The sequence below is a fragment of the Aeromonas sp. sif2433 genome, assembly GCF_019218705.1.
Lineage (GTDB): Bacteria > Pseudomonadota > Gammaproteobacteria > Enterobacterales > Aeromonadaceae > Aeromonas > Aeromonas encheleia.
This window is the reverse complement of the sequence record NZ_JAHUXD010000005.1, coordinates 45,993-62,952: the sequence shown is the minus strand read 5'-3', so window position 1 is coordinate 62,952 and position 16,960 is coordinate 45,993. Positions and strand designations below refer to the sequence as shown.

At 59.5% G+C, this 16,960-nt stretch carries 11 protein-coding genes and 1 tRNA gene; 4 read left to right on the top strand and 8 right to left on the bottom strand.

Annotated elements, in window-relative coordinates:
- Positions 1 to 243 precede the first annotated feature (243 nt).
- Together KW825_RS09275 and KW825_RS09270 are read right to left on the bottom strand one after the other, a co-directional pair.
- On the bottom strand, positions 244 to 1,929 hold the full coding sequence (locus KW825_RS09275; protein WP_218329014.1) for an aspartate:alanine antiporter: 1,686 nt from the start codon (positions 1,927 to 1,929) through the stop codon (positions 244 to 246).
- A 773-nt stretch (positions 1,930 to 2,702) separates the two neighbouring features.
- Positions 2,703 to 2,778 (bottom strand) — tRNA-Asn (locus tag KW825_RS09270).
- A 134-nt stretch (positions 2,779 to 2,912) separates the two neighbouring features.
- Between KW825_RS09270 and uvrB the strand changes: the two genes are divergently transcribed.
- From uvrB to KW825_RS09255, 3 genes are all read left to right on the top strand, one after another.
- Complete coding sequence (uvrB, locus tag KW825_RS09265; protein ID WP_218329013.1) at positions 2,913 to 4,925, top strand: excinuclease ABC subunit UvrB; 2,013 nt, start codon at positions 2,913 to 2,915, stop codon at positions 4,923 to 4,925.
- Positions 4,922 to 5,203: a YkvA family protein gene (locus tag KW825_RS09260; RefSeq protein ID WP_042652307.1), complete on the top strand. Its 282-nt coding sequence runs from the start codon at positions 4,922 to 4,924 to the stop codon at positions 5,201 to 5,203. The genes uvrB and KW825_RS09260 overlap by 4 nt, the downstream gene beginning before the upstream one ends.
- Before the next feature lie 156 nt (positions 5,204 to 5,359).
- Positions 5,360 to 6,013, top strand: coding sequence for a DedA family protein (locus KW825_RS09255; protein WP_218291477.1), 654 nt, complete (start codon positions 5,360 to 5,362; stop codon positions 6,011 to 6,013).
- A gap of 272 nt (positions 6,014 to 6,285) precedes the next feature.
- Here the strand turns inward: KW825_RS09255 and dsbB are convergent, their stop codons facing one another.
- Together dsbB and nhaB are read right to left on the bottom strand one after the other, a co-directional pair.
- Entirely contained in the window at positions 6,286 to 6,807 is a 522-nt protein-coding gene (gene dsbB / locus KW825_RS09250; RefSeq protein ID WP_218329012.1) for a disulfide bond formation protein DsbB, read from the bottom strand.
- Between the two features lie 86 nt (positions 6,808 to 6,893).
- Positions 6,894 to 8,465 (bottom strand): sodium/proton antiporter NhaB, encoded by a 1,572-nt coding sequence (gene nhaB, locus KW825_RS09245; protein ID WP_218291264.1) that lies wholly within the window; start codon positions 8,463 to 8,465, stop codon positions 6,894 to 6,896.
- A gap of 316 nt (positions 8,466 to 8,781) precedes the next feature.
- Here nhaB and fadR point away from each other — a divergent pair, with 316 nt between their 5' ends.
- The gene (gene fadR, locus KW825_RS09240) at positions 8,782 to 9,495 is read left to right on the top strand and encodes a fatty acid metabolism transcriptional regulator FadR (RefSeq protein WP_042652303.1); all 714 of its coding nucleotides are present in this window, start codon (positions 8,782 to 8,784) and stop codon (positions 9,493 to 9,495) included.
- 55 nt (positions 9,496 to 9,550) lie between these two features.
- Here fadR and KW825_RS09235 read toward each other — a convergent pair whose 3' ends face one another.
- From KW825_RS09235 to KW825_RS09220, 4 genes are all read right to left on the bottom strand, one after another.
- Positions 9,551 to 11,071, bottom strand: a complete 1,521-nt coding sequence (locus KW825_RS09235) for a SpoVR family protein (protein ID WP_218329011.1) — start codon at positions 11,069 to 11,071, stop codon at positions 9,551 to 9,553.
- A gap of 10 nt (positions 11,072 to 11,081) precedes the next feature.
- Positions 11,082 to 12,353, bottom strand: coding sequence for a YeaH/YhbH family protein (locus KW825_RS09230; protein WP_218329010.1), 1,272 nt, complete (start codon positions 12,351 to 12,353; stop codon positions 11,082 to 11,084).
- Between the two features lie 24 nt (positions 12,354 to 12,377).
- Positions 12,378 to 14,300 (bottom strand): PrkA family serine protein kinase, encoded by a 1,923-nt coding sequence (locus KW825_RS09225; RefSeq protein WP_042652300.1) that lies wholly within the window; start codon positions 14,298 to 14,300, stop codon positions 12,378 to 12,380.
- 563 nt (positions 14,301 to 14,863) lie between these two features.
- Positions 14,864 to 16,786 carry an ATP-dependent DNA helicase RecQ gene (locus KW825_RS09220; RefSeq protein WP_218329009.1) on the bottom strand — a complete coding sequence of 641 codons (1,923 nt, stop codon included), beginning with the start codon at positions 16,784 to 16,786 and terminating at the stop codon, positions 14,864 to 14,866.
- Between the last annotated feature and the right edge of the window lie 174 nt (positions 16,787 to 16,960).

The window sequence follows — 16,960 nt, the reverse complement described above, 5'->3', positions numbered from 1 at the left end:
TACCCAGATCATGACAATCCATAAGTATTTCATGACGATCACCTCACTCATTTCATTGAGTGTAAGCGGCGGGCCAAGGGCGCTTTAGCTCATTGGGTTTGATCGCGAGAAGCCGATAGCACGATTCTCACTATCCAAGAGAAGTGGGTCGGCTGACAGGAGGAGAGGGGCGAAGTGCAGCCACAAGAATGAAGAGGGAGCCCGCAGGCTCCCTCTGTTTGATATGGAGATGTATATTCCGGGTTAGAACCAGAAGCCGATGATGAAGGAGCCCGCCAGGGTCAGCATGACGTTGGCCACCGCATAGGTACCCGCATAGCCGAGCGCCGGGATGGAGCTGTTGGCTGCCTCGTTCACCACGTCCATGGCCGGGGCGCAGGTCCGGGCCCCCGTGATGGCCCCCAGCAGCAGCGCCGGGTTCATCTTCAGCACCCAGACCCCGAACAGGTAGCCCACCAGCACCGGCAGGGTGGTGACCAGCATGCCGGAGAACAGCACCACCACCCCCACCTCGCTGAGATGATCCAGGATGCCGCCACCGGCCTTGAGGCCGGTGCTCACCATGAACACCGCCAGACCCAGATCCTTGGCCAGGCGCAGGGCGCCGGGCGGCACATAGCCGACGGTGGGGTGGTTGGCCCGCAGGTAGCCCATCAGTATCCCCGCCAGCAGCAGGCCGACGGCGTTGCCGAGGCCGAACTCGATCTGGCCGAACACCAGGGAGACGGAGCCGATCAGCAGGCCCAGCACGAAGAAGGTGGTGAAGGCCACCAGATCCGTGGTCTGGCTGTGGATGCTGATGAAGCCTATCTTGTTGGCCAGCAGCTTGACCCGCTGCTTCTCACCGCTGATCTGCAGCACGTCACCCTTCTGCAGCATGATGTTGCGATCGAACGGCATCTCGATCTGGGAGCGCACCACCCGGTTGAGGAAGCAGCCCTTCTCGGTGAGGTTGAGCTCCACCAGATGGCGACCCACCACCGCATCGTTCTTCACCACTATCTCCTCGGTGACGATCTGCAGATCCAGCAGGTTGCGGTCGAACACCTCCTTGCCGTTGCGGTAGTTGACGTCCAGCTTCTCGTGGCTCTCCGGATAGCCGACCAGGGCGATCTCGTCCCCCTCCTGAATGACGGCGTCGCCATCCGGGCTCGCCAGTATGCCGTTGCGGCGGATCCGCTCCACATAGCAGCCGGTGTGGGGATAGATGCCGGTCTCTCGCAGGGTGCGACCGCCGATCCAGGCCGCGAGCTCGGGGCCGACTCTATAGGCGCGGATGATGGGCAGATAGGTCTTGCGGCTCTCGTTGTCGGACAGCCCCCGCTCGCGGGCGATCTTCTGGGCCTCGGTGTTCAGATCCAGCCGGGCCAGGGACGGCAGGTAGCGCACCACCAGCATCAGCCCCACCAGACCCACCAGGTAGGTCAGCGCATAGCCGATCCCCATGTTGTCGAGCACGGACTGCATGTCGGTCTGATGGGGCAGGTTGAGCAGGCCGCTGCGCAGGGCATCCTGGGCCCCGACCAGCGCCGGGGTCGAGGTGAGCGAGCCTGCCAGGATCCCGGCCGCCATGCCGGGCCCCAGGTTGAAGAACTTGGCCAGCCCCACCGTCAGCAGCAGGGCCGTCAGCAGGATCACCAGGGTGAGGGTGATGTAGTGGATGCCGTCGCGCAGGAAGACGCTGAAGAAGTGGGGACCAGCCTCTATGCCGACGCAGAAGATGAACAGCATGAAGCCGACGTTCTCGGTCGAGGTGGAGAACTGGAACCCCATCTGGCCAAACAGCAGGGCGGTGAACAATACGCCTATGGTGTTGCCAATCTGGAAGTTGCCGAGACGTACCTTGCCCAGCAGCAGGCCGAAGGCCAGTACCACGAACAGCAGCAGGGAGTCGCTTTGGTGTAGCAGAGTCACGAAATCTATGGTCATGCCCGGAAAAACCGAGGAAAAAAAGTGGGGCCGATATTGTGCCGTATCCCTCACCAAGAAAGAAGCGCCAAAGCGGATTAATAGACAGTTAAGTGGCCCCCTACCCGCCAGGGGAGCGGAGCGGGAGGCGGCAGGGGCGAAAACCCTCTCTTTCGCACTGCCGATCCCGTTGTCAATTAGTGATTTCTGCTATCGGCGGGGGAGAGAGCTTGGCCCCTGTGGACAATTTATTACCTGCTGCAAGTGGCACATCTGAGCACGCTTTTCAGCATATTTGACTGAGGGGAGCCGGGGGCTGTCCGACACCGTTCCCTGCCATGACCCGGATGGTGACCCATGCCATGAGGCATGGCGAAAAAAGCACAGGACCAATAGGCCGGAATGTCAGCATTCGACCCATTTAGGGGGGGTGGCAAAAACAGCAGAAAATGGGGACGAGGGGCGCAACCGGTGCCCGGTCGGCGGGACTGGCTGCCAACCTAGGCCGCGACTGGCTTTGGTCGACTTACCCACAGAAACTGTGGATAACCCTGTTCATGAAACTTGGCGATCAGCCTGCAGGCCGCGCCAATACTGGGATGCAAGCACTGTTCAAAAAATACCGGAAGAAAAATGTTTCTATAAAAATCATATAGTTATACGCAGCAGAACAAAACGCTGCTGGTCGGGGGGAGGGGATCAAATGGGAGTGTCACCGCGAGGGGCGGCTTGTGCATTAAAATCGGCAGAGGAAAGCACTAAAGTGGATAACTTGCACCGAGATGGTGAGGAATTGGCTCCCCCGACTGGACTTGAACCAGTGACATACGGATTAACAGTCCGCCGTTCTACCGACTGAACTACGGGGGAACATCAGGCAAGGAGACGCACTATACAGAGCTCGCTTTTCGGGGTCAATAGCCGCTTGGCCATATAGAGTGGATACCCAGGCCACCCCAAGTCGGAGTACACTTCTCTCTTGCTGTTTTTTGTCCGGAGTCGCCATGAATAAGCCTTTCAAGCTGGCCAGCCAGTTTCAACCCGCGGGGGATCAGCCAGAGGCGATCGCCCGGCTGCTCGATGGCATCGAGTCCGGGCTTGCCCACCAGACCCTGCTCGGGGTGACCGGCTCGGGCAAGACCTTCACCATGGCCAACGTGATCGCCACCCTCAACAGGCCCACCATGATATTGGCGCCGAACAAGACCCTGGCGGCCCAGCTCTATGGCGAGATGAAGGAGTTCTTCCCCGAGAACTCGGTGGAGTATTTCGTCTCCTACTACGACTATTACCAGCCGGAAGCCTATGTGCCGACCACGGACACCTTCATCGAGAAGGATGCCTCCATCAACGATCACATAGAGCAGATGCGGCTGTCGGCCACCAAGGCGCTGCTGGAGCGGCGCGACGTGGTGATCGTCGCCTCCGTCTCCGCCATCTATGGTCTGGGGGATCCCCAGGCCTACCTCAGCATGATGCTGCACCTCAAGGTGGGGGACATCATCAACCAGCGGGACATACTGCGCCGCCTCGCCGAGCTGCAATACACCCGCAACGACGTGGCGTTTGGCCGCGGCACCTTCCGGGTGCGCGGGGAGGTGATCGACATCTACCCCGCCGAATCGGACAAGCTGGCGCTGCGGGTGGAGCTGTTCGACGAGGAGGTGGAGCGACTCTCCCAGTTCGATCCCCTGACCGGGGCCATAGAGCAGACGGTGGTGCGCTACACCATCTATCCCAAGACCCACTACGCCACGCCGCGCGAAACCATCCTGGGTGCCATCGACCACATCAAGGAGGAGCTCAAGGGGCGCCGTGAGCAGCTGCTGATCCTGGGCAAGCTGGTGGAGGAGCAAAGGATCAGCCAGCGCACCCAGTTCGACATCGAGATGATGCAGGAGCTGGGTTACTGCTCGGGCATCGAAAACTACAGCCGCTATCTGTCGGGGCGCGCTCCCGGCGAGCCGCCGCCCACCCTGTTCGACTACCTGCCGGGGGATGGCCTGCTCATCATCGACGAGTCCCACGTCACCGTGCCGCAGATCGGCGCCATGTTCAAAGGGGACAGATCCCGCAAGGAGACGCTGGTGGAGTACGGCTTCCGTCTGCCCTCGGCGCTGGACAACAGACCGCTGAAGTTCGACGAATTCGAGGCGCTGATGCCGCAGACAGTGTTCGTCTCGGCTACCCCAGGCCCCTACGAGCTGGAGAAGTCCGGTGAGGATGTGGTGCAGCAGGTGGTGCGCCCCACCGGCCTGCTCGATCCACAGATCGAGGTGCGCCCGGTCACCACTCAGGTGGACGATCTGCTGTCCGAGATCCGGTTGCGGGTCGCGGTGGAGGAGCGGGTGCTGGTCACCACCCTCACCAAGCGGATGGCGGAAGACTTGACCGAATATCTGGCGGATCACGACGTGCGGGTGCGCTACCTGCACTCGGACATCGACACCGTGGAGCGGGTGGAGATCATCCGCGATCTGCGGCTCGGCAAGTTCGATGTGCTGGTGGGCATCAACCTGCTGCGGGAAGGGCTCGACATGCCGGAGGTCTCCCTGGTGGCCATCCTGGATGCGGACAAGGAGGGCTTCCTGCGCTCCACCCGCTCCCTCATCCAGACCATAGGCCGCGCCGCCCGCAACCTCAACGGCAGGGTGATCCTGTACGGCGATACCATCACCAACTCCATGAGGGTCGCCATCGAAGAGACGGATCGACGCCGCGCCCTGCAGCATGCCCACAACCTTGCACACGGCATCACCCCCAGGGGCCTCAACAAGTCGGTGGGGGATGCGATGGACATGGGCGGCAGCCGCACGGCCGGCAAGGCGGGCAGGGGCGGTCGCAAGGCGGCCGAGCCGCAAGGGGAGTACCATGCCCGCTCCGCCAGCGAGATCGCCAAAGAGATCAAGCGGATGGAGGAGCAGATGTTCCAGCATGCGCGGGATCTGGAGTTCGAGCAGGCGGCCGCCATGCGGGATCAGATCCAGCGGCTGCGCAGTGAGTTGATCGAGAGTTGAGTGCCGGGTTTGGCAAAAAGCCGAGCGGCAAGCGCTGGCTCCTCTGGCGGCGTCTGCGCCGCCTCTACTTCGGTTTTCGCCACCCCGCGACCCCCTGGTGGGCCAAGGGGCTGGTGATCCTGATCCTGCTCTATGGCATCAGTCCGGTGGATCTCATCCCGGACCTGGTGCCGATCTTTGGCTGGTTCGATGACATCAGTCTGCTGCTGTTGCTGCTCTGGGGCTGGGAGTCCTGCCTGCCGGCGGCGGTCAGGCAGGGGCTGGATGCCCTGGAATAGGCGCGCCTTGTCACCCGGATGCCTCTGCCGATGGCGGGAAATGACGTCACCATTACCGGGAAATGGGCTTTCCCCTAGGGCGACCGGCGCCGCTGATTGTGGCGCGCAAGCCATTGGCGTAGACTCCACGCCGTTCACTTCATGGGTATGGAAAAAATGGATCTGATCCTGTTTGCGATTGATTTTATTCTGCACGTCGACGTGCATCTGAAAGAGCTTTTTGAGCACTATGGCGTCTGGGTTTACGCCATCCTGTTCCTCATCATCTTCTGTGAGACCGGCCTGGTGGTGACTCCCTTCCTGCCCGGGGACTCTCTGCTGTTTGCCGCTGGTGCACTCACCGTCGGCAGCGTGCTGGATGTGCACACCCTGGCGGCCGTGCTGATCGTGGCCGCGGTGCTCGGCAACGTGGTGAACTACACCATAGGCCACTTCTTCGGGGAGCAGCTGTTTCGCAATCCGGACTCGAAGATCTTCCGCCGTGACTATCTGGACAAGACCCACGCCTTCTATGCCAAGCATGGTGGCAAGACCATCATCATCACCCGCTTCCTGCCCATAGTGCGCACCTTCGCGCCCTTCGTGGCCGGGATGGGGGCCATGACCTACCCGCGCTTCCTGGCATTCAACCTGGTGGGCGGCCTGCTGTGGGTCCTCTCCTTCGTCTATGCGGGCCACTTCTTCGGCAACCTGCCGGTGGTGCGCCATAACTTCACCCTGCTCATCTTCGGCATCATAGCCGTCTCGCTGCTGCCGATGATCGTCGGCATGGTGAAGGCGAGGCGCAGCAGGGGCAAGACCGCCTCCTGAGCCGATCATCAAGCATGAAAAAGGGGAGCCACTGGCTCCCCTTTTTATATTGCGGCGTGTGACTCAGCCGCAGCAGCGGCCCTTGACCAGGTTGCCAACCGCCACCATCAGGAACACCCGCAGATGGGCGGTGAGGATGGCAACCAGCCCGATGAGGAGCGGCATGGAGAGGCTGGCTCTTGCGTCTGCTAAGGGCTGAGATCGCTGTCGACCATCATGTGAAATGTAAAAAGGGAGCCAGTGGCTCCCTTTCTTGTATGGCGGTGTAGGATTCAGCTGCAGCAGCGGCCCTTGACCAGATTGCCGACCGCCACCACCACGAACACCAGCAGGTAGGCGGCGAAGATGACGACCAGCCACTGAGGCATGGAGAAGCTGAGGAACTGCCAGGTGATCTCGCTGCAGTCGCCATCCGGGAAGAACAGCCAGGGAATCCACTGATCGAGCGGGGCCCAGCTTGGAAAGTCAACAAAGCCTTCGCATACATTGAAGGGGGAGGGGTTTATCTGGTAATCCACATGCTTGAGTGCCAGTTTCAGGCCCCAGAAGGCGCTATAGCCCCACAACAAGAGGGCGCTCCAGCGCAGATACCACTTCTCTGGCGCCACCATGCCGAGCAGGCCGGCCGCGAACACCCCGAGAATGGCGATCCGCTCATAGATACACATGACGCAAGGGTGCAGACCCAGCACATGCTGGAAGAAGAGGGCGCACAGCTCGAAGCTGAGGGCGGAGGCGGCCAGCAACCCCCAGGCCAGACGATGGCTGGCAATACGACGCAGAAATTCGATCATCTGATTGATCTCACTGATAAAAATAGTGGCTGAATTAGAGCAGAGCAGGCCCTAAAAGGAAAGGGCCCCCATGGGCCCTTCCATCATCAATGTGACGCCGGTGCCAGGGCCGGCATGGCGGCGCCCTGCGTCAGCCAGCCGGCCTGGTAGAACCATTCGGTGGCCGGTGCGAGCAGCTGCTCCACCGCGAAGAACCCCACCAGCCCCAGCACAATGGTGTAGGGCAGCGCCATCCAGACCATGCGACCGTAAGAGAGTCGCAGCAAGGGGGCAATGGCCGAGGTCAGCATGAACAGGAAGGCGGCCTGGCCGTTGGGGGTGGCGACGGAAGGCAGGTTGGTGCCGGTGTTGATGGCGACCGCCAGCAGATCGAAATGTTCGCGGCTGATGGCGCCATTGAGCAACGCCGTCTTCACCTCGTTGATATAGACGGTGCCGACGAAGACGTTGTCACTCACCATGGAGAGAAGGCCGTTAGCCAGATAGAAGAGGGCCAGCTGATCCTCCGGCTTGGCGGCCAGCACCCACTGGATCACCGGCTTGAACAGCTGCTGATCGATGATCACCGCCACCACGCTGAAGAAGACGGTGAGCAGGGCGGTGAAGGGCAGTGCCTCATGGAAGGCCTTGCCGAGGGCATGTTCCTCGGTGACGCCGGTGAAGGAGGTGGCCAGGACGATGACGGTCAGGCCGATCAGGCCGACGGCGGCCAGGTGCAGGGCCAGCCCGGTGATCAGCCAGAGCGCGATCAGGGCCTGGACGACCAGCTTGGCCTTCTCTTGCGGGGAGCGCTGGGCATCTTCGTCACGCCCGTAGGCTTCCATGATGCGGCGCACGGGTTCGGGCAGCTTGGTGCCATAGCCAAACCAGCGGCACTTCTCCACCAGGATGCAGGTGAGCAGGCCACAGAGGAAGACCGGGATGGTCACCGGGGCCATGCGAATGGCGAACTCGCCAAAATGCCAGCCCGCCTGTTCCCCTATGATGAGGTTCTGTGGCTCGCCCACCAGGGTGCAGACACCCCCGAGAGCCGTCCCGATGGCGGCATGCATCATCAGGCTGCGCAGGAAGCCGCGAAACTCATTCAGATGCTGGCGGGTCAGCTCGTCGATCCCCTCGTCATTGTGCAAGTTGCCAGACTCATCACTCGATGACACCTTGTGGTAGATGGCGTAGAAACCGGTGGCGACGCTGATCACCACGGCGATCACGGTCAGGGCATCGAGGAAGGCGGACAGGAAGGCCGATACCAGGCAGAACGCGAGGGAGAGGAGCGTCTTGGAGTGGATGCGGATCAGCATCTTGGTGAAGACATAGAGCAGCAGCTGCTTCATGAAGTAGATGCCGGCTACCATGAACACCAGCAGCAGCAGCACCTCGATATTGGCAACCAGCTCGTGCTTGACCTGGTTGGCCGAGGTCATGCCGATCAGCACCGCCTCTATGGCCAGCAGGCCGCCTGGCTGCAGCGGGTAGCACTTGAGCGCCATGGCCAGGGTGAAGATGAACTCGACGACCAGCAACCAGCCTGCCAGGAAGGGATCATAGTGGAAGACGATAGGATTGATCAGCAGGAATGAGACGATGGCAAGTTTGTACCACCGGGGGGCATTGCCCAAAAAATTCTTTGCAAACGCGCGCCCTAGGCTGATTGGCATAATGATGGTTCTCTGTTCTGTTGATTGGTATCTGCGTCAATGCAGTCGAGCTTCCGGATATTCACCTTTATCAAATTAATTGCACATGATTTTAATCAAAGGAGCGCTAACTATAAATAACGGGGTGGCGCTTGCCCAGACGCGTTGCCGGTTTATCGCCCCCCTTTGGTGTTGACTGGCACCCATCCGGATTCCACATACATCTTTTTAACAAAAAGATCGGGTTAATGTGAGCAGAGGACCGACCTTCTGCTTGCCAGCATGTCCGGCTTTGCTATTATTCGTGAGCCTTTTTACGCACTACAAGAGTCACTACATGGTCATAAAAGCGCAGAGCCCCGCAGGGTTTGCCGAGGAATACATCATCGAGTCCATCTGGAACAATCGCTTTCCTCCAGGATCCATTCTGCCGGCGGAGCGCGAGCTGTCCGAATTGATAGGTGTGACTCGCACAACCTTGCGTGAAGTGCTGCAGCGTCTTGCCCGTGATGGCTGGCTCACCATCCAGCATGGTAAACCCACCAAGGTCAACAACTTCTGGGAGACCTCAGGTCTGAACATCCTGGAGACTCTGGCTCGGCTGGATCAGGACAAGGTACCGGACCTGGTGGCCCAGTTGCTGTCGGCCCGCACCAACATCTGCACCATCTTCATTCGTGGCGCCATCCGGAATAATCCCGAGCAGGCGGCCGAGATCTTGCGTGGCGCCGATGGGGTTGACAACTCCCCTGAGGCGTATGCCGAGTTTGACTACCGTATGCACCATCAGCTCTCATTTGCTTCCGGCAACCCTATCTACGCCTTGATCCTCAATGGCTTCAAAGGGTTGTACAGCCGCGTCGGGCGTTATTACTTCTCCGACAAGCAGGCGCGTGAGACGGCGGACGCCTATTACAAGACCCTGCTGGGGTTGGCCGAGACCAAGAATCACGAGGCCGTGTTCATGACGGTGCGCCAGTACGGCATCGAGTCCGGCAAGCTGTGGACTCGTCTTCGCCAGGATATGCCGAGCAACCTGTGCGATAACTGATCCGTATCCAGCAAGAAAAAACGCGCCAATTGGCGCGTTTTTTCTTGCCTAGATGTCAGGTGACGCCCTTGCGTTCCGGGCAACGTCCTATGATGTCGGCGGGCAGTTCCCCGTTATCTTGCTCCAGCACCACATCAAACCCCCACAGCTGATGCAGATGCCTGAGCACCTCGTGGCGCGACTCGCCGAGGGGGATCCGGTTGTGGGGCACATAGCGCAGGGTGAGCGAGCGATCGCCCTTCACCGCCACGTTGTAGACCTGAATGTTGGGCTCCAGGTTGCTCAGGTTGTATTGGGCTGACAGGGTATTACGCACCAGGCGATAGCCCTCCTCGTTGTGGATGGCGGACACCTTGAGGTAGTTCTTCAGATCGTCATCGTCGATGGCGAACAACTTCATGTCGCGCATCACCTTGGGGCTCAGGAACTGGCTGATGAAGCTCTCGTCCTTGAAGTTCTGCATGGCGAAGTGCAGGGTCTCGACCCAGTCGGTGCCGGCGTAGTCGGGGAACCAGTATCTGTCCTCCTCGGTGGGGTGTTCACAGATGCGGCGCAGATCGGTGAACATGGCAAAGCCCAGGGCATAGGGGTTGATGCCGGAATAGTAACGGCTGTTGTAGGGGGGCTGATAGACCACGTTGGTGTGGCTGTGCAGCACCTCTATCATGAAGCGATCGCTGATCTTCCTCTCGTCATACAGATGGTTGAGGATGCTGTAGTGCCAGAAGGTGGCCCAGCCCTCGTTCATCACCTGGGTCTGTTTCTGCGGATAGAAGTACTGGCTGATCTTGCGCACTATCCGCACTATCTCGCGCTGCCAGGGTTCCAGCAGGGGGGCATTCTTCTCGATGAAATAGAGGATGTTCTCCTGCGGCTCGGGCGGGTAGCGCCTGTCCTCGACGCCGGAGGCCTTGTGCTGCTTGGGCAGGGTACGCCAGAGCTCGTTGACCTGGGTCTGCAGGTAATCTTCCCGCGCCTTCTGGCGCCGCTTCTCTTCGGCCAGAGAGATCTTCTGGGGGCGCTTGTAGCGATCCACCCCGAAGTTCATCAGGGCATGGCAGGAGTCGAGCAAGCGCTCGACGGCATCGATGCCGTGCTTCTCCTCGCACTCGGTGATGTAGTTCTTGGCAAACAGCAGGTAATCGATGATGGAGGAGGCATCGCTCCAGGCCTTGAACAGGTAATTGTTCTTGAAGAAAGAGTTGTGGCCATAGCAGGCATGGGCCATCACCAGTGCCTGCATCGGCATGGTGTTCTCCTCCATCAGGTAGGCGATGCAGGGATCCGAGTTGATGACGATCTCATACGCCAGCCCCATCTGGCCGCGCTTGTAGTTGCGCTCGGTGTGAATGAAGCGCTTGCCAAACGACCAGTGCTGGTAGCCGATGGGCATGCCCACACTGGAGTAGGCATCCATCATCTGTTCGGCGGTGATCACCTCGATCTGGTTGGGATAAGTATCCAGCCGATAAAACCTGGCGACCCGGGCAATCTCCTGGTGATAGATCTCCAGCAAATCAAAGTTCCAGTCAGGACCATCGTCCAGCGGCGCTATTTTTCTCGCGGTTTCTACCATATGACGTCCCTCAAGCCGCTTGCTTCTTGAACAGCTCACGGAAGACCGGATAGATGTCCTCCACCTTGCGGATGTGCTCCATCGCGAAGTGGGGGAATTGGCCAGCCACAGATTCGTATTCGTGCCACAGGGTCTGGTGGGCACGGGTGGTGATCTCGATGTAGGAGTAATAACGCACCCGCGGCATGATGTCGCGCATCAGGATCTCCCGGCACTGGGGCGAGTCATCCGCCCAGTTGTCCCCATCCGATGCCTGCGCCGCATAGATGTTCCACTGATTGGCGGGATAACGCTCGTTGATGATGTCGTTCATCATCTTGAGGGCGCTGGAGACTATGGTGCCGCCGGTCTCCTGGGAGTAGAAGAACTCGTGCTCGTCCACCTCCTTGGCCTGGGTGTGGTGGCGGATGTAGACCACCTCCACATTCTTGTAAGTCCGGCTAAGGAACAGGTAGAGCAGGATGTAGAAGCGCTTGGCCATCTCCTTGGTCGCCTGATCCATGGAGCCCGAGACGTCCATCAGACAGAACATTACCGCCTGGCTGGACGGCACCGGGCGTTTGACGAAGTTGTTGAACTTGAGGTCGAAGGTATCGATGAAGGGCACGGCCTCGATCCGCCGTTTCAGCTCCCGGATCTCCTTCTCGAGCTGGGTAATTTCGGCAAAGTGATCGTTGGGGGCGCTGGTGAGCTGTGCGAGTCTCTCCTCCAGTTCGCGCAGTTGGCGTTTCTTGCCCGCCTGCAGCGCCATGCGCCGCGCCAGTGAGTTTTGCAGGGAGCGCACCACGTTGATGTTGGCCGGCACCCCGTTGGAGGTGTAGCCCGCCCGATAGGTTTTCATCTCCATCAGCTGGTTGAGCTGGGTTTTCTGCAGGCGGGGCAGCTCCAGGTCTTCAAACAGCAGATCCAGATACTCGTCCTTGGAGATCTGGAACACGAAGTCATCCGCCCCTTCGCCCTGATCCGAGGCCTGGCCTTCTCCGCCACCCTGACCACTGCCCCCTCCCTTGGGCCGGTCAATCTTGTCGCCGGAGACGAACTGGTCGTTGCCGGGATGCACCATCTCCCGCTTACCGCCTTGCCCCTGATGGAAATGGGGCTCACCGATGTCCTTGGTCGGGATGCTGATGCTCTCGCCCTTGTCCACGTCCTGAATGCTGCGTTTGGAGACAGCATCCGAGACCGCTTGTTTGATCTGCTTCTTGTAACGGCGGATGAAGCGCTGCCGATTGACAGCGCTTTTGTTTTTGCCGTTGAGCCTGCGGTCGATAAAATGCGCCATAACTCCCCCTTGAACCGATCAGGGTCAGGATGACTTGCGTACCCTGAGATACCATTCGGAGAGCAGGCGCACCTGTTTGCGGGTGTAGCCCTTCTCCATCATCCGTTCGACAAAGTTATCGTGCTTCTTCTGCTCCTCGGCCGAGGTTTTGCTGTTGAAGGAGATAACCGGCAGCAGCTCTTCCGTGTTGGAGAACATCTTCTTCTCGATCACGGTGCGCAGCTTCTCGTAACTGGTCCAGTTGGGGTTACGACCTGCATTGTTGGCCCGTGCACGCAGCACGAAGTTGACGATTTCGTTGCGGAAATCTTTCGGATTGCTGATCCCCGCCGGTTTTTCGATCTTCTCCAGCTCGCTGTTCAGCGACGACCGATCAAACAGCTGGCCGGTCTCCGGGTCGCGGTATTCCTGATCCTGGATCCAGAAATCGGCATAGGTGACGTAACGATCGAAGATGTTCTGACCGTACTCCGAATAGGACTCGAGGTATGCGGTCTGGATCTCCTTGCCGATGAACTCCACGTAGCGCGGGGTCAGGTAGCCCTTGATGAACTCCAGGTAGCGATCGTGCAGCTCTTGCGCGAACTGTTCCCGCTCGATCTGCTGCTCCAGTACGTAGAAGAGGTGCACCGGGTTGGCGGCCACTTCCGCGTGATCGAAGTTGAATACCCGGGAGAGGATCTTGAACGCGAAGCGGGTCGACAGGCCGTTCATGCCCTCATCCACGCCGGCATAGTCGCGATACTCCTGATAGCTCTTGGCCTTGGGATCCGTGTCTTTCAGGCTCTCGCCGTCATAGACCCGCATCTTGGAGTAGAGGCTGGAGTTTTCCGGCTCCTTCAGGCGGGAGAGCACGGAGAACTGACCCAGCAGCTCCAGGGTGCCAGGGGCACACTTGGCATCGGTCAGTTCGCTGTTGATCAGCAGTTTTTCGTAGATCTTCACCTCTTCCGAGACGCGCAGGCAGTAGGGCACCTTGACGATGTACACCCGGTCGAGGAAGGCCTCGTTGTTCTTGTTGTTGCGGAACTGCTGCCATTCAGACTCGTTGGAGTGAGCCAGCAGGATGCCGTCGAAGGGCAGGGCGGAGAGCCCCTCGGTGCCGTTGTAGTTCCCCTCCTGAGTCGCGGTCAGCAAGGGGTGCAGCACCTTGATGGGGGCCTTGAACATCTCCACGAACTCCATCATCCCCTGGTTCGCCTTGCACAACGCGCCTGAGTAGGAATAAGCATCGGCGTCATCCTGGGCATAGTGCTCCAGCATGCGGATATCGACCTTGCCAACCAGAGAGGAGATGTCCTGGTTGTTGTCATCGCCGGGTTCGGTCTTGGCGATGGCGATCTGATCCAGGATGGAGGGGTTGACCTTCTCCACCTTGAACTTGGAAATGTCACCGCCGAATTCGTGCAGCCGCTTGGCGGCCCAGGGCGACATGATGGGGCGCAGGTAGCGGTGCGGGATGCCGTACTCTTTCTCCAGGATCTCGCCATCTTCCTCGATGTCGAACAGGCAGAAGGGGTGATCGTTGACCGGTGAACCCTTGATGCGATAGATAGGCACCTTCTGCATCAGGGATTTGAGTTTTTCGGCCAGCGATGACTTGCCGCCGCCGACGGGCCCCAGCAGGTAGAGGATCTGTTTCTTCTCTTCCAGCCCCTGGGCGGAGTGTTTGAGGTAGGAGACGATCTGCTCGATGGCCTCCTCCATGCCATAGAAGTCTTTGAAAGCGGGATAGCGTGCGACGACGCGGTTGGAGAAAAGGCGGCTGAGGCGCGGATTGACCGAGGTATCGACCATTTCCGGTTCGCCGATGGCAACCAGCAGACGCTCGGCGGCGGAGGCGTAGCAGGATTTATCCTGTTTGCACATGTCCAGGAACTCCTGGATGCTGTACTCCTCCTCTCTGGCTTTCTCATACCGCTGTTGATAGTGCTCGAAGATGCCCATAACTTAGCCCTCGTTATAGTCGCTTACCCTGAAAAAGAGTGGATCACTACTTTTGTTCTGTTTTCCTCTTAAGCCTAGTCAACAGCCCCCAGTAATCCATCGCCATCATTGGTTTAAGTTTGCACGGGGCTTCCCGATCCTTGTGCGGGAAGGTGCAGTCAATGACATACCTATGTTACTGACTGTTAAATTATTTTTGCCACGACAGTGATGTAAATGTCAAAGACATAAAAAATAAATGTTTGTGTGGCAGGCAGGGAAAGCGGTGGCGTTCGCTTCTTAATTTACGGAATGTCAGGCGGGACAAGGCTAGCGGGGGAAGCAGAGATATTTTATTTACGTTTACGTTAACGTAATGCGTGTTGTTTTGTGTTCAAGCTCTAATTTTTACATTGACGCTACATTCTGGCTGCACTAGATTGGCCCTGTGTCGAGCAGTCATCGCTTTAGCAAGAGAGTGGGTGGCTGTGCAGATACTAAGCTCTGTTTAAGCACGTTTCCGTTGGCTTGACCCTCGCATCCGCGAGGGTCTTATTTTTTCGGCGTCCGGCAAACTTGCGCCATCAAGGCACGGCGGGGTACAGGCGGGAGACCGCCGTCAGCACCTCGGCGAAGGGATGCGCGGCCAACCGGCCGAAACCGGCCAGACTTTTTGCCTTGGCCTTGGTGGTCAGCGGGGTAGCGATGCCGCACAGGAAGCGGGTCAGGACCCGGGGATCTCGGGTTTGGCACAGGGCCACCAGGGGATCGCACCAGGCGCGCAAGCCGGACTCGTTGGGCAAGCCCAGGGTCGGCAGCTGGGGCAGGATGGCAATCTCGCCCCGGCAAACGGAGCAGTGGCCGCAGTGGCTCGGCGCCTGCTCATCGGCAAAGTAGTGGGCCAGTTCATGGCTCAGGCAACGGGTCGAGGTAAAGAAGGCCAGCAGGGCCTGCAGCCTCGCCAGCTCACTTCGCTCCTTCTGCTCGAACAGGGCATGCAGCTGATCGGCCAGCGGCGCTATGTCCAGCTCCTGGCGCAATACCCGATAGACATCCGTCATCTGCTTGCTCTCCAGCTCGATCCAGCCCTGCTGCTGCAAATAATCCAGCGCGGCGGCACCGCGCTGCCGCTCCCCCTGATAACCCTGCCAGAGCGCATCGAAATCCATGGTGCACCAGCTGCGCGCCTGGGGGGCGCAGGCAAACAGCTGCTCCAGGAAATGGCGTCGATCCGGGTTGAAGCGGGCCAGGATTTCCTGTTTTTCCAGCACGAACTTGAAGCGATACTCGGCGAAATAGCTGTAGGCCGGGGCAATGATCCCCGCCATCTCCAGGTAGACCAGCAGGGTCTTGAGCGGCAACTGGCGGATATTGGTCTCGTTGGAGAGGCGCAGCAGGCCAAATTCCCACTCGCTGCCGCTCTCGCGCAGGATCTCGAGCAAGGCCAGGATGGCGGTCCTGTCCGGGGTATCCCCGTAGACGAAGTTCTCCAGCACCGGCAACTGGGCACGGCTGGCCAGCACGGTGCAGCGGGAGGGGTGACCATCCCGTCCGGCACGGCCGATCTCCTGGCTGTAGTTCTCGATGGACTTGGGCAAGTCGTAGTGGATGACCCGGCGGATATCGGCCTTGTCGATGCCCATGCCAAAGGCGATGGTGGCGACGATGCAATCCAGTCGACCCGCCATGAAGTCATGCTGGATCTGGCTGCGAATGGCAGGATCCAGCCCGGCGTGATAGGCGCTGGCGCGGATGCCGATGGCCTGCAGCTGCTCGGCACACTGCTGCGCGCTGTGTTGCAGGGTGACGTAGACGATGGTGGGGGACTTGGGGTCTCGTTGCAGTTCGTCGCGCAACCAGCCATCGCGCGCCGGGCCAGCCAGGGGGATGACGGCGAGATCCAGGTTGGCGCGATAGAAACCTGTCACCACCAGATCCTCTTCCTCGATGGCGAACTTGGCCTGCATGTCTGCCATGACCGCCGGGGTGGCGGTGGCGGTGAGCAGCAACACCTGAGGAATATTCAGCTCGCGGCGATGATCCGGCAGCTTCAGGTAGTCGGGGCGAAAATTGTGGCCCCACTCGGAGATACAGTGCGCCTCGTCCACCACCAGCAAGGAGAGTGGCACCTGGGCGATGAAGCGGCGAAAGCGCTCGTTCTTGAGCCGCTCCACCGAGATCATCAGGATCTTGAGCTGACCGTCACTGGCCTGCTGCATCACGCGGCGGCTCTCCTCCACGGTCTGGCTGGAGTCCAGGGTCGCGGCGGCAATGCCCTTGCCGCGCAAGAAGGCGAGCTGATCATGCATCAGTGCGATCAGCGGGGAGATGACCAGGGTCAGATGAGGCAATGCCAGTGCCGGCAGCTGATAGCAGAGGGACTTGCCGGAGCCGGTGGGGAAGATGGCCGCCGCACTCTTGCCGGCCAGCAGGCGGCTGATCACCTCTTCCTGGCCGGGTCGCAATTGATCGAAGCCGAAGTGTCGGGTCAACAGGGTGGGGATCATGGCAGGGCTCCAGCACAAAGAGCGGCATGATAGCACGTTGGCGTCGGCTCGGCCGATGAACGGACTGGGATGGCTATTATTTGACCGTGGTTGATATTGTGTTATCACCTTGTTGTAGATTTTTTGTGAGGTGACCCTGATATTTTTCAGTGATTATGTGGAAAAAAACGGTGG